We start from the raw sequence: 15,022 nt of genomic DNA on the forward strand, positions 1-15,022 counted from the left end.
AAGTATATAACACATCTTCCTAATCATGGAAGAAGGTAGGGTACTTTTTATTATCACTGGTGGTTTCACTAAGGCTGAAATGAAAGAGGTTGGTCCTGACAGAGTCTCTCCGATTGATTTGATTAATGGTGACCAGCTAGTTGATCAACATACAGAGCTATCTCTAGAGGGTAACACCGGTGCAGGTAGAGCGGTTACAATATCAGCAGATTGGTTTATATATATCGATATAATTGCATCATGCCGCCTTAGCAACCAAAAATTAAAACCTAACCCACTAAACCCTCCGCCCTGATCAAAAAGAGATCAAATCATTAAATTGGATTGAGTATTGCAATTTTTTAGCCATCAAAAAGCTAATTTTTATTTAATTATGCGAGATAAAAAATCAATATATTAAAGCAGGTATTTTGTATCAAGTTATGTAGTAGTGTTAATTAACCAGCAAATTGTTAGATAGTTAGTGTTATATATACCGTAAAGATGAATATCCAGAAATTTGCTTTTACTATGGTTATTAAAAATATAGAGTTATTAATAAGTTTTTTTAAATTAAAATAAATAAATTATATTTAATTTGATTAGAGAAAATAAATAATAGATATAAGTTATAATAAAGATTAATTATTAATATTTATTATTTTTATTTTTATGCAAACCAATTTAATAGGTGGGATATTTTTTATAATATAAATAGATAATTTAAATAGCCAAAAGCAATAATATGCATTTTAGCTATTAATTTATAGAAAATTATATTAATTTTATTATGTTTTTATGCTCTACATATACTACAGTGTAAAAATATGAAAGCGATAAAAAGAGAACTCTTTTAGATGATTATAAATAAGGTGTATAGTTTGATTTTTTATCCGTTAAATATTTTAATGTTTTTCTTATCTGTTTTTGCATAGTTAAATCTATTTCATAACAGAGAGTATCTTCTGCTTTTTCCGAAACGTTAGCAATAACTCTTCCTCTTGGATCAATAATTCGACTACCACCAAACAGATTTATATTACCTTCATTTCCCCAGCGATTGACTGCTACTAAATGGGTTGTGTTTTCTAACGCGCGAGAAGCGGTGTTTATATACCAAATATCTTTGTCTTTTTCTGACCAAGCGGATGGCATGAATAAAATATCAGCCTTTTTAGTTGCCAGAGTTCTGGCAACTTCAGGAAATCCAGCATCGTAACAAATCATGATTCCAATACGACAGATACCAATATCAAAAACCGGCAAGTTATCACCGGGCGTAAACCATAGTTTTTCATAATGGAATAGATGCATTTTTCGATATACAGCCAACCAGTTTTCTCTATTGGGTATCCAAATACCGGCAGAATTATAAATTTCACCGGTTGTATCATCGCGTTCTATAAAACCACAAATTATGACTAAATTAAGTTTGCTGGATAATTGGCTAAATAGCTTATCTGTCTGTTCATTTTTGGTTTCACTAAGTGAATAATATTGTTCTCCTAGTAATGATGGTGAATATCCAGTAGTCGCTAATTCAGGAAAACAAATAATTTGCGCATTGTTTTCCTTAGCCTTATAGCAATAATACTCTAATCTTTGTAAATTTTTATCCTTGTCACCTAAAATTGCGTCCGTCTGAGCTATTGTAACTTTGATCATTTTTTATCTCTTTGGGTATTTTATTGAAAAAATTCTTTAAAATAGATAAGCAGAAATATATCACAGCAGAGATAAATATCGAGTTAACTGATGGAATACCCATAGTTATGGTCATCCCAGCGATAGAGCCTAGAGCCCAGGCAATAATGGAAGCATAATTTATCAATGGTGTAGCAGCAGTATTTGGTAGCTTGCCTTCTTTACGGGTTGAATCAAGCAAATCTCTATTAGTGCGCAGGATATAGTAGTCAGTTAGCATTATCCCCGCTATCGGTGGGAAAATAACGCCAGCTATTATCAAAAATTCAACAAAATTGTCTAAAATACCGATAACGGTAAAGAAAGTTCCAATAGCACCAGCGATTAGCGTCAATAAAACATAATTGGTTTTCTTGCCAGTTAGACACTCAATAACATTGCTCATGCTAAGAGAGACACTATAAAGATTAATATCATTTATTTTAACCACTGCCAAAATGGTACAAATTACACCGATCCAGCCTGCATTTTGAATAAGGATGTTCACTACATCACTTGTACCCATCGCTTTAGCGATCAATATAGAAACACCATTGACAATAAATTCCCCAACAATGATGGAAATTGTTAACATCCAAAAAACATCTTTTGAATTCTGACAATATCGGCTGATGTCAGGGGTTACTAGTATTGCGACAATACATCCACCGGCGACCATGGTTGCCCCAGCGCTTAAGGTCATCGTGTCCTTTTCTGCTGGAATAATATTGATTAATTCTTTAATGTCGATTGTCGTTAATGTATTAAATGTCACCCAAATCATAACAACAAAAAATAAAGGTACCGCTATTTTGGCGGTTAGACTTAATCCTTTGAATCCGCAAGCAACTAGTACGGTAATAAATATGCCTGAAATTGTGGCACACCAGCCGAAATCAAGCTTGCCGTTTAATACATATTCTAAGGCTTTGGCACAAACACCATTTTGTACACCGAACCAGCCGAGCGAACTTATTGCGATAGCAAAGCCAATCATAGTTGAGCCTATTCGGCCAAAGCCGCACCATCTTGACAGCACACTGGTAGGTAATCCTTCCCGGCATCCTATAAGACCCAATCCTAGACCTATAAATTCAAGAATTAAGCTACCCAGTAGCGTTGCTAACATTGCCTGCCAAAATGTCATTGCGTGGCCTAATGTTGCACCCAGGATAAACTGCGATAATGAGGTATTGGCACCGATACGAATTAAAACAACAGAAAATAAATCAGAGCGTGCTGAAGGTGGAATCCTTTCAAGGGAGTGTTCTTTATCCATGTCTATATTTCTCTATATTATTTAGTCAAATAAATAGCTGCGCGGTCTGAGGAATCGCATCGGTACTTTATTATGAATATTTTTATTAATACAATATTCTATAAGTTGCTCCCGAAAGCTAATCCCCAATTTTTGGTAGATAGATTGTAATTTATTGCTAATGGTATGATGACTAACACAAAGCATTTTAGAAATTTCTTTTGGGTTAAACGAATGGGCAACCAGAAACATAACTTCTAATTCTTTTTTGGTAAATTTAGTTTCAATAAGACTATCTGTTGTGCCATGAATTTTACCAAAATTTTTAAATTTCCTAAAAGGTAATAATTCCATCTTTCTTGAATGAAACATAACGCCAACACATTTTCCGTCGATAATAAACGGAAATTTTTCACAAACGTAAGGTTGTAATAATGAATCTTCGCCATAAGGATAAATATCAATCGAAATGATATTTCTTTTCTGTTTTAGTGTCTCAAAATCATGGGTTTGAAAGTATTCTGAGAATTCAGCAATGGGATGGGGTATTTCGCCATCACTTTTGCCGTATAATTTAAAATTAGTAGGTAAATTAAATAACCTGTAGTTTTGAGGATTACTATAAAAATGAATAGATTTGTCGCCGTCAAAAATTTTTATTCCCCACGGATCGCTATTGTTTTCAAACATAGCAATCAGCTGAGGTGATATTTTCACATCCATTATTTCCTCCCGCCGATAGGACTCAATAATACTCATGAATTACCTATAAATAATCAATTTATTCCTTGTAGGATAGCGTCTTAATATAAATAAATTCTGGACATAATGGAAATTTTTCTAATAAATTATTTGTGCATTATTGCAGCAAATTGATGTAAATATTTGATTTTATTTGTTTATTTTTTTATTAAACCAGATAAACTAGCATTAATTAGATTAATAAGTTTATCTAAATAATTAAACTAATGTATTGCACAAATTTTAGCCATACAAATACCTATCTAATAAACAAAATGAATAAAAAAATAATGCGTTCGCCGATGGAAAAAATAGCAATAAAAAATCACTATCTATTGCCTATAGCAAGAGCAGATTGCGGCAAAATTTAGTTATTTATTATCTGCAATATCAAAAAAAATAAAATATTAACTAGAGTCTGATAAAAAATATTAAAAAAGCACTCATGATAAGTGTGCAGTGAAATAGTATCTTTCGAAACCTGCTTAATCAAATAATGGCTAATTGCCTAAATTAGAAATAACGTTATTTGTGAAGAATGGAGCAGTTGGTTATTTTCGTTTGTTACCAAAACTGAATAAAAACCAGACAAAATCAATATGAGGGAACTAATTTAGCGGTTGATACCAATAGGCAACAAAAAAATAGCCTAATGAAAAATAATTATATGATTGTTAAGTAATCTCTGTTTTAGGTTGGTTTTTTTTGCTTATTCTGAGTTAAATTTGTTTCATGGCACAGTTGAATGTCAGAGGTGCAAAGGGATATTGCTTGTTTTTAGTCTTAATATTTTAGTTAAGAAAGAATGATATTAAATAATTGACTTATTCAAAATAATCCGTATCTATTTTCGGTAATTTTATTATTCTCGAACTTACGCCAATTTCATTATCTATCATCAGATTTACTAAACGGTTACCATCAACCAACACCATTCCTTCAACCGATTTTGCAAAGTTTAAAGCGTGTGTCGTGAATGAGGATGTTGTAATAAATATTCCTCTTTTGGCTTTTTGCCCCGCAAGGGCAGCATAGAAGGTTTTTAAATCAGGTCTACCAACAGTAGATTGCCAGCGTTTAGCTTGTACATAGATTTTTTCTAATCCAAGTTTATCTAATGAAATTATTCCATCAATGCCACCATCCCCGCTACTACCAACGCCAACGCGCTGTAAATCCTCACGATTAGCGCCATAACCGAGTTGGTGGAGAATGTCGAGAACAATAATTTCAAAGCGGTTTGGAGAGACTTGTAGTAGGTTACTAAGTAGTTCTTCAGCAACTGCATGACGAATTTCTTGATAGGCATCATCAAGTCGATCATCAGGGCTGCTGGTTTCATAAGCAGCAATCTTTGCTGATGAAGGAATATCATTATTCAATGGAGCAATATCTGCATTTTTTTTAAGTAAAATATCGACAAAATCGAAAGTAATATGATCGACCAGTTTTTTATCTAAGGGAGTGGGGTGTTGCTCAGCCCATTGAAAACCTTTGTCGGTTAAACACCATTTTCCACGGGATAGGCTTTGAGAAAGTCCGGCTCTTTTCAGTCGATCGTGTGCCCATCCAGCCCGGTTTTTATAAATAAGTTGACCACTGGTGATAACTTCAGAACGTTGTTCATCGTTTAGCCCTAGAAAATCAGCAGCGTATTCGTGTACCTCTTTTGCCGGTAGCCCGTGTGGATACTTTTGTAGAACTCTTAATACAGGCTCAATGAATTTGTCATAAGTAGGTAATGACATAGGATCCTCTTAACTAACATGGCCAATAGGAAGACCTAATAATTGATAGTATGTTGTCTAATTTTACGATTTAAACACTAAAGTAAACTATCATTGGCCGGTGGTTGCTTTCAATAACCAAATGAACATTCCATAGCTAGCAAAGTCAGCTAAAGAATAGAGCTACTTTTTCATCTAATTTATAAGTTGCTGAGCCCGTTATTTTACGCTGGTAGAGTTAAGCTAACCAGTAAAATAGATCAATTTCTCTCATTATATTGCAGTAAAAATAGCTGTAATGGCTGTTATTAATACGGCCAGCAAGGAAGGCATTATTTTTGCGAAGAGAGGAATCAACCACAACCAGCACCCAAAAAAACGGTGAGCTTGGCTCACCGTTTTACGATTATGCCAGCATAAAATCGCTTTCTTTGACAACGCCATAGATATCCAGCGCAAAGTCGGGAGTGTCATCATTGTCAGCATTTAACAACAATTGACTTAAGTTAAATTCTTTATCATAAGTCAATTGCATTTCTCCTGTTTTTTGCGGAAGGTGGTCGACGAGATGGGGGGCAATACGGTAATGGTCAGAATTAAGTAATATAATGGCAGTCAGATCAATTTTATCGATGCCGGTTTCAAAATCCATGATTACATCTGGATTGTTAAAAGGCGAATCTTCGATGCTGGCAAAAACAAAGATATCTTTGTCGCTGCCATTGCTAATTTTTGGCGCTTTTTGATCATTGTAATAATAGGAACTATTATTACCCCCGGTATATTTATCAATAATTAGGTTAGCTCTTGCAGGTTGCTTACAGTAACCGTAGTTGTTGTTATTGCAATAGCCTTGTTGATTTAGGTAGCCGGCATTATAAGCCATATTGTTGCCGTAATATTGCCAAGGCCAGTTATAGCTATAAGTAAAGCCATTGAATGTCGGAGCCGAATAATATGATGTAGGATAACTGTTATAGCCGCAGGATGGTTTTGTCCAAGGACAGTAAGAATTTCCGTTGTATCCTCCCCATGGTGAGGTTGTCCAGCAAGGATTAGTGACCTCATTATCACAATAATCCTCTAGCGGCTCTTCTTCATCAATGAAATCGTCTACTTCATTAGTTAGTTCATCATCAGTTAGTTGGTCATCTGTTTTTTTCTTGGGCGCAATTGCGTTACGATTACCACCCCATAACATATCTCTACCTTTGCCGCCATAGATGATGTCGTCACCTTTACCCCCTTCAATGGTATTGTTAGCATCGTTGCCGACAATCACGTCATTACCCAAACCACCTATCGCATTTTCAATCGTGGTGTGCTGCGTGATGGAAACATTGGCTTTTAAGCCACCGACATCGGAAAAAGAACCTTCATTTAAGTTAATGCGTTGATTTTGGGAATATTTGGAAAAATCTAAGGTGTCGATACCGCCGCCATCCCAGACACAAAAAATCGCTTTCTGGTTACTGTCGGTGAGGGTATAAAAATCTCTATCGGTGTTGGAGTTAAATCCGTAAATGTCATGACCAGTTCGGATGGAGGTGTTGGCGCCATGAATTTTTTGTATGGCGGCAATATCATGCATCAAAGGCGCAGCAGAGTGATGAAAGTGGTTGTCGCCGCCGGTTTCGGCTTCCGACCAATAACTCATTACACTGAATTGACGGGAGTCTTCCTTATATTGAGCATTTTGTTGATAACCGCCATTTGTAGAATTATAGTCACCGGGATGGGGTAATCCTAATGCGTGTCCTATTTCATGAATATAAGTATAACGGCCATAATCTCCTAATGTGGGATGTTTTAGGTTGGAAGTACTATTACTATTGCACCAAACGGTATTTTTGATGTCGGTATCGAAACTATTAGTAGAGTAATTCCAGTGGGGATTTGATTTTATCTGGGTATGGGCTTGCTCAGACGGGTAACCATCATAATAACCAAAGTCGATCATGGCTTTTTCCGCCGAATTGACTTTAACCAGTTTTATATTAGCCACATCTTCCCAGGCCTGTAGGGCAAGTTTGGCCTGTTTTTGCTGATATGGGGTTAGGCCTTTCGGGTTATAGACACCTTGATATGATCCTGGGGAATATGTTTGCCAATTGGTAAAAGTGTAAGTAATAGTTAACGATTCACTGTTTGTATGTTTTTTTGCCCATTCTTGATTATAAGCGTCTCTTGAGAGATGTTCTGCCGCTTTATCGATATCGTAAGATGGTTTGTTGTTGTTAATTAATTTAGCATTATTTTTTTGATAATTAAGTAAATTTTTAACGCTGTTCCACCCTTTATTTTTTCCATATAAGAAATTATCCATAATTCTAACTGTCTCCAATTTATAAATTAAAAACTATTAATTTTGATTGCTCCCATTCGTGCTTATGAGGTTTCTTATTTTATGATTATTGCTATTGATAAGCAGTCATTTGGAACCTTTTTGCTTTCAGTCTATAGAATTTGAATGTTTAAAAATTGTTATTAAAATGCGATATTAATAGCTTGATTACGATCTACCTATGCGCCGGTTGTTATCGCATAAGCTACCGTTAGCGAATAAAACTTATCATCAAACTCTTTCTGTTTTTAGATTAAAACAATATCTTTTTTACCTTATTGAGTAACAAAATTACTACACTGGTCTGACCTTATTTTATACTATTAATCAATGGGTTATAACTAAAAAATTCACCTATTTAGTGTGTGGTTATTGTTGTCAGGCTTGGGGATTGGTTAAATTGAATAAAAATTGACATATAAAATGACTGCGGATTTAATTTTATTATGGATAATAATCTGTAACATTGTTGCAATAAAAAATCGTTCAGCCGACGAGAAAATTTTTCCGAATCCTCTGGCAGATTCGGAAAAAAATTAAATCGCTAAGCCACCATAGTAAAAAATGACCAATAGTAGGGTTAGGGTCAGGGTACTGGTATTGAGCCGATGCCATTCTTTGGCAAAAATACGGCCGATAACCAGGGTCACAAAGCCAAACATAAGCCCCGTTGCGATATTGCAAGTGAAAACAATAAAAACCGCACACACTAGGCCAGACATGGTGTCAACAAAATCGTTGAAGTTGAGTTTTGATACATTCTGTAGCATCAGCAAGCCAATATACATTAGCGCTGGCGCGGTGGCGTAATGAGGAATTAACAGTGATAGCGGCGCTAAAAATATCATCAATAAAAAAAGCATACCAACCATCACGGCGGTTAAGCCAGTTTTGCCGCCAGCGGCTGTGCCTGCGGTTGATTCTAGATATACCGCAGCGGGGGATGTGGCTATTAAGCCAGCAAAAATCGCACTTAGCGAATCAACAGTAAATGCTTTTCCGCCATTGATAACTTTATCATTCTTATCGAGTAAGTTGGCTTGACTGGCTACTGCGCGTAGGGTGCCGGTCGCATCAAATATAGCAGTGATAATAAGTGCTAATGCATAGGGTAACATTTGCGGCTGTAAGGCAGCACCAATGTTCAGGCTAAAAGTTAGTGATTGTCCACTATTATCTGTCAGTTTGGGTAGGGCAAATAAGCCTTGAAATTGGATGTTGGGATCAAATATTAGTCCGACAATAGAGATGCCAACAATTACCAATAAAATGCTGCCTGGGATGCGGTGTTTTTCTAGACCAAAAATAATAGCCAGACCCACTAGTGACATAATGGCAGGGAATGAAGTAAAAGCGCCAAGGGCAACCGGTAATCCTGCTTGCGGATTTTTGCTAATTAATCCAACGCCATTAGCGGCAATAAGTAGAATAAACAACCCAATGCCGATACCGGTGCCATGAGCAATACCTTGCGGTAAATTGCGTAATATCCAGGTACGGATGCCGGCAATTGAGATAATGGCAAGAAAAACCCCCATGACGAAAACAATGCCAAGTACAATTGGAATGCTAATTTGTTGTCCTAGTACCAGACTAAAAGCGGTAAAGGCGCACATTGAAGTGGTGCAGCCGATAGCCATCGGTAAGTTTGCCCATAGCCCCATCAATAATGAACCGAGACCGGCAACTAAACAGACGACAGTGAAGGTGGTGTCAGGCGGAAAACCAGCCTGGCTCAACATGTTTGGAATAACGATCACCGAATAAACCACGGCTAGAAAAGTGGTGATGCCTGCTAAAATTTCCTGGCGAACATTGCTGTTACGTTCAGTAATTTGGAAAAATGTTGCCAGCGCTGTTGCCGTCTGTGTTTCGCTTGGTGCCTCCGGTAAATTGGCAGACATAGTGATGACCTCTTATAGTGATTAGCTGAAAGGCAATAAGTTTGCGAGTGAATGATTTAACGTGACGATTAGCTGTTTTAGGCCGGCTTTGATAATCCCGTTGGCTTGTTTGAGCCAATAGGCTTAGGATGGTAATTGTGATTAATCTGAGCGCATGAGTGATGATGGAGATTGAGTCATCTAGGTTATTTTTATCCATCGTAGCAGACCTATTTTTTATCGTAACAATAAGCTTTAGCTGATTTTGTGGTGCCTTGGTGAGCAAACAATGACAATATTCGCCTGTTACTGCTATTTGTCAGCTAAGTAAAGCAAATTAAAATAGTTAATTTATTGTTGTATGATGAGTGAGAGGCTGTTTGAGCAGCCTCAATCAATTACAATTTCCCTAAAGCAGTTAATATTTTCTCTGGTGTAAAAGGCCAATCCCGCAACCAAATATTACAGGCATCATGGATCGCAGTGGCAATAGCCGGTGCGGCGCCATTAACACCAATTTCCGAGATAGATTTGGCGCCAAACGGCCCGACCGGGTCGTCACTGGGAACCAAAAAAGCACCAAAGTCAGCCGGTAAATCACCGATTTTGGGTGCACCATAGCTACGGAGATCCCGTGTTAAGGGAATACCTTGACTATCATATTGGATCTCTTCGGTTAGGCTGTGGCCGATGGCGCGTAATGTTGCACCATAGATTTGACCCAGTGCTAAATCTGGGTTAATCGGGGTGCCACAATCGAGTAGGGCGTAGAATTTGTTAAGCCGAATTTGGCCAGTGCGTAGATTAACCGCGACTTCGGCAAAATTGGCACCAAATGGAAAGGCAAAATCATTGGTGACATAACTGGCAGTTGCTACCAGTACACCAAATCCGGTGCCGGTTTCCGCTTGATGGGCGATTTGGCCATAACTGATTTGACCTTGTTTACCACGGATGATACCTGGATGTACCAAAGTAACATCTTCTTTGGGCTCGTTAAGGATTTGAGCGCCGTAAAAAAGTATTTTTTCGCGTAAGTTTTCCGCCGCTTTTTTGGCCGCATTACCTGAGAAACAGGTACCGGATGAGGCGTAAGCTCCTTTATCAAATAGAGCGTGATCAGTCTCGCCAGAAATGACATGGATTTCGCTCAGCGGGCAGCATAATACTTCGGCACACAGTTTTGCCAGCACGGTATCTAAACCGGTACCAATATCGGCACCGCCAGAATGAACAATAAAGGTGCCGTCAGATTCTAGCTTGATCATGCAGTTTGCCTGATCAATTTCGGGAATACCCGATTTTTGCATAATGATGGCAACACCTTTACCGACCCGCCAATCGCCGGCAACGGGTTTTCGCCCGTGCCAGTCAATTAATTGGCGTCCTTTAGCCAAGATCGGAGCTAAGGCACAACTGGCGGCGGTAGGTGCGCTGGTGGGCGTTTTTCCTTCACCGATGGCACCGAGGATCTTCAATTCTTGACCTTCTTGCACCCGATTAAGTTCAATCACATCCAACTGATCAATGCCTAGTTTCTCCGCCAATTCAGCCATCGCCATCGTGAGCGCATAATTACCTTTTGGCGCACCATAGCCTTGATAAGCACCTGCCGGGCAAATATTACTGTAGTAAGTGGTGACTTGAAAGTTAACATTATCGCAGGGGTAAAGAGGCAGTGATAACGCCGGGCCATTACTGGGTACGGTTAGCGCATGATTGCCATAGGGGCCAGTATTGGCGCGGAAATTCATGTCAATTGCAGTAAGTTTTCCATCCTTGGTGGCACCCAGTTTAACGGTTACCTTCGCCACATGGCGTGAGGTATTAGCAATAAATTCTTCTTCACGGCTATAGCGGAAGTAGACCGGCCTACCGGTGACATAGGTAGCCCAGGCACAAACTTCTTCTAACAGTATATCTTGTTTGGAGCCAAAGCCGCCGCCGACTCGTTCTTTAATGACATGGACTTTATGCTGTTTTAGCCCAACGATACGCGCAACTTGGCGACGTAGGTGCCAGGGGACTTGAGTGGAGGCATGGATCACTAAGCGATCACCGTCCATATAGCTATAGCAAATGTGCGGCTCGGCAGGACATTGCTGTACCTGTTTAGATTGGTAGGTACGTTCAATAATCACATCAGCTTTAGCAAATCCGTCAGCAATATCACCGATGCTACCATGAATACTGGCCGCAATATTGTTGACCGGGCGGGCACCGATCGGGAAGTTGATAAACATCTGCTCGCCACGTTTTATGGCGTGTTGATTTTGTTGTGCCAGATCAGCGGGAGCGCCGTTGATATAGACAACCGGTTCATCGTGGACAATTGGGGCATCTTCCGCCATTGCTTCGTCAATTGACATGACCGGTTTTAATACTTCATATTCCACGTCAATAAGTTTTAGCGCTGCTAGGGCAATCTCCTCATTTTCTGCGACGACGGCAGCTACCCGATCGCCAACATGGCGTAGTTTTTTGCCAAACATTCGGCGGTCAAGGGGCGAGGGTTCCGGCGCGCTTTGTCCGCCAGGAGTGTAGTAGATATCTGGACAGTTAAGGTGGGTAATAACATGGATCACGCCAGGTAATGCTTCGGCTTTGCTGACATTAAGTTGACTGATGACAGCATGGGCATGAGGACTGCGTAGCATTTTTATTACACAGGCGTTGTGGGCAATGCGATCTTCGACATAACAGGGTTTAGCTTGCACCATTTTCGCTGCGTCTGTTTTAGGATGGATTTTACCGATTAGGGCCAAATCGTGGCGGAAAATAGGCGCAACGGTTATCTGATGAGCAGGATCGAGCAGCCGTTTTTTGGCTAAATCAACAACCGTATAAAACTGTTGGTAACCGGCATCGCGACTGAATAAGCCAGACAGTGCGTCATCGATAGCTTCACGATCAGGATCAGCAATGCGATTTAGTAAATCAGTGATGATTAAGGCCGCCGCAGGATCATTGTAACCAGATTGCACAATGCCGACATCGATCATGGCTTGCTGCACAATACTCAGTTGATCCCAACTAGCGAGTGATTCCGCCGTCATAATGGTGGCGTTATCCAGTTGAGCGGCGATCAGTAGGGAAGCATTATGAATGGTATGATTAAATAAGATAGCATCAGAGCCAGCGAAGCCAAATCCATCATCACTATTACGCACTGAATGCATACCAATATTGAACAGCAGTTGCTGAACATTATCACCTGCTCTACATTCCAATTCTTTGAGGCAGCCATTTAGCGTGAAACGAACCATCATTTGCTTCTCTCCTCTTTTTGCCGGCAATCAGTCAACAGATCAGCTATTAAAATACCGGCCATGTAGCGCTGGTATGCTGCACTTCCTAGCAGGTTATCTACTGGCCGAATGGCATTACTGATCGCTTTTTCCAGCTCTGCTCCTTGTAATGCTAATGATTCGATAGCAGGTAAGCGGCGCGCTTTTTCACCGACACCATCTAGGGCAATGCGGTATTGTTGCTTATCGGTGATAGCCACTGCTGCCGTAATCACTGACCAGCCGGCGGCTGAGTGACTAATTTTGCGGGTAGCGCAATGGCGAAAAGGTTTTTTAATAATAATTTCACTTAATAGTCGATCATCGGGCATGGCCAAATAATCTTCCAGGCTTAAAATTTGCCCATCAGCACACATTACTTCTGTCTCTAACACTAGTAAAACCGGTAGTAGTACCGACTCTGCTTGCTGAGCGGCGATCTCGCCGCCGACAGTAGATTGGTTACGTAGATGGCGAGAGTAGATAAAGCCTAACGCATCATATAGCGCTTGGGGAATAGCAGGCATATCGCGTAATTGCTGTAGCTTAATTAATGCGCCAATACGTAATGTGCCATTATCCCAATCAACATTATTCATCGGCAAGTTTTGCAGCGAAATGGCTATTTTGCGTTCAGTTTTTGTCGGTGTGGCGTTTAATTTGCTGCCACCAGCAAACCAGACCGCTTGATGTTGAAAACGGCGTTTAAGATCCATTGCCTGTTCAATGGTGGTTGGTCGGAAAAATTGCTCAATCATAATCCACCTGTTAATCGCTTTTTTTGTTGTGTTAGGTTTTTATTTCAGTGTGTCCATGCGCTGCCACAATTTAGCGGCAACTTTTCTGGCTTCAGCGTAAATAGGTTGATGATCGAAAGTAAATTGTCGATTTTCATAAACCATAACACCGTCTATCATTACGCTATCAACACTGGCTGAACTTAAGCCAAAGACCAGATGTCCTGGAATATTTTCTGCTTGCAGTGGTGTTGGTGCTGCATAATCGCAAATGGTTAAGTCAGCTTTATAACCACTTTCAAGCCGGCCAAATTGGGCATTAAAGTTGCGCGCCAGTAAGGTATTACCACTCCATAGATAGCGAGTAAAACTATCGGGCCATAGCTTTCCGCCGGCATCGCGATGTTTAAAAAAGGCAAATTTTAACTCTTCAAACATATCTGAACCGATGCCATCCGTGCCTAAAGCGACATTATGATAATGAGCTAGTTGCGCGTTATAGCCGACATGATTATTCATATTAGAGCGTGCGTTATGCACCAGAAAAGCATCATTTTGGTTGAGGATCTGAATATCGTTGGGTGACAAATAGAGCCCGTGAGCAATTAAGGTTTTGTGATCGATCAGATCATATTCAGCTAAACGGAGTAAAGGATCTTTAGCGTACTTATCATGGCTATGGGAGACATCATAGTGATCTTCAGCCACATGAATGTGCAAACCGCGTTGGGTTTCTTTGATGGCGCTTTGTAATAGACCAAGCCCGTCATTAGATACGGTAAATGGAGCATGAGCACCAATGTGGGCTTCTACCAGATAACGTTCTTTGCTTTTCGTACTATCAATATATTTGGCGAAGTTAATATTTTCTTCGATTCCAGCCTCAAGTTCGGCTAGCCCACCATTACGATCAGTAGTTTCAAAGCAGGTCATGCCGCGTAATCCGGCTTTTAAAAAAGCGTTGCGTAAAGTGTGTAGCGATCCATGAATAAAATTAGGTGAGGCGTGATGGTCGATAACGGCAGTACAGCCACTTTTAATCGCTTCCAGTGCGGAAATCAGGCCACTATAGTAAAGTGCTTCTTCATCTAACGCTCTATCCAGTCGCCACCATAGATTTTTTAAAGTAGAAATAAAATCCGGGCAGGGGGGGATTTGCGCAAGGATGCCACGGGATAATCCAGAATAGAAATGATTATGAGCGCAGACAATACCCGGCATAACAATGCGGCCATTCATCGGTTTAGTTTTTGCTGCTGGAAAACGGGCAGTCAAATTGGGGCCGATAGCCAAAATTTCGCTATCCTTGATGGCGATATCAATATTTTCTCTTATCTGGGCAGGCTCAAATTCGATTGCGGTGGCATTTTTTAAAATTAACAT

The 15,022-nt window shown here is 39.6% G+C and carries 10 protein-coding genes; 1 reads left to right on the top strand and 9 read right to left on the bottom strand.

The annotated features are described in order from the left end of the window. The first annotated feature begins 25 nt into the window (after positions 1 to 25). On the top strand, positions 26 to 295 hold the full coding sequence (locus LDL57_RS01705) for a PDDEXK family nuclease (protein ID WP_180558922.1): 270 nt from the start codon (positions 26 to 28) through the stop codon (positions 293 to 295). A 545-nt stretch (positions 296 to 840) separates the two neighbouring features. Here LDL57_RS01705 and LDL57_RS01710 read toward each other — a convergent pair. From LDL57_RS01710 to ssnA, 9 genes are all read right to left on the bottom strand, one after another. Continuing rightward, the gene (locus tag LDL57_RS01710) at positions 841 to 1,644 is read right to left on the bottom strand and encodes a nitrilase-related carbon-nitrogen hydrolase (protein WP_180558923.1); all 804 of its coding nucleotides are present in this window, start codon (positions 1,642 to 1,644) and stop codon (positions 841 to 843) included. After that, positions 1,601 to 2,941, bottom strand: coding sequence for a purine-cytosine permease family protein (locus LDL57_RS01715; protein WP_180558924.1), 1,341 nt, complete (start codon positions 2,939 to 2,941; stop codon positions 1,601 to 1,603). Before LDL57_RS01715 ends, LDL57_RS01710 begins: the two co-directional genes overlap by 44 nt. A 21-nt stretch (positions 2,942 to 2,962) precedes the next feature. Then, positions 2,963 to 3,643: a helix-turn-helix transcriptional regulator gene (locus tag LDL57_RS01720; protein WP_180558925.1), complete on the bottom strand. Its 681-nt coding sequence runs from the start codon at positions 3,641 to 3,643 to the stop codon at positions 2,963 to 2,965. An 842-nt stretch (positions 3,644 to 4,485) separates the two neighbouring features. Further along, entirely contained in the window at positions 4,486 to 5,409 is a 924-nt protein-coding gene (locus LDL57_RS01725) for a restriction endonuclease (RefSeq protein ID WP_225506877.1), read from the bottom strand. Positions 5,410 to 5,794: 385 nt separating this feature from the next. Further along, entirely contained in the window at positions 5,795 to 7,714 is a 1,920-nt protein-coding gene (locus LDL57_RS01730; protein ID WP_180558927.1) for a M10 family metallopeptidase C-terminal domain-containing protein, read from the bottom strand. Between the two features lie 554 nt (positions 7,715 to 8,268). Continuing rightward, a complete protein-coding gene (locus LDL57_RS01735; RefSeq protein ID WP_225506880.1) occupies positions 8,269 to 9,636 on the bottom strand; it encodes an NCS2 family permease in 1,368 nt (455 codons plus the stop codon). Between the two features lie 377 nt (positions 9,637 to 10,013). Beyond that, positions 10,014 to 12,884, bottom strand: coding sequence for a molybdopterin-dependent oxidoreductase Mo/Fe-S-binding subunit (locus tag LDL57_RS01740; RefSeq protein WP_225506881.1), 2,871 nt, complete (start codon positions 12,882 to 12,884; stop codon positions 10,014 to 10,016). Further along, positions 12,881 to 13,660 carry a molybdopterin-dependent oxidoreductase FAD-binding subunit gene (ygfM, locus tag LDL57_RS01745; RefSeq protein ID WP_180558930.1) on the bottom strand — a complete coding sequence of 260 codons (780 nt, stop codon included), beginning with the start codon at positions 13,658 to 13,660 and terminating at the stop codon, positions 12,881 to 12,883. Before ygfM ends, LDL57_RS01740 begins: the two co-directional genes overlap by 4 nt. Positions 13,661 to 13,699: 39 nt before the next feature. Beyond that, complete coding sequence (ssnA, locus tag LDL57_RS01750) at positions 13,700 to 15,022, bottom strand: putative aminohydrolase SsnA (RefSeq protein WP_180558931.1); 1,323 nt, start codon at positions 15,020 to 15,022, stop codon at positions 13,700 to 13,702.

Source organism: Arsenophonus apicola, assembly GCF_020268605.1.
Classification (GTDB): domain Bacteria; phylum Pseudomonadota; class Gammaproteobacteria; order Enterobacterales; family Enterobacteriaceae; genus Arsenophonus; species Arsenophonus apicola.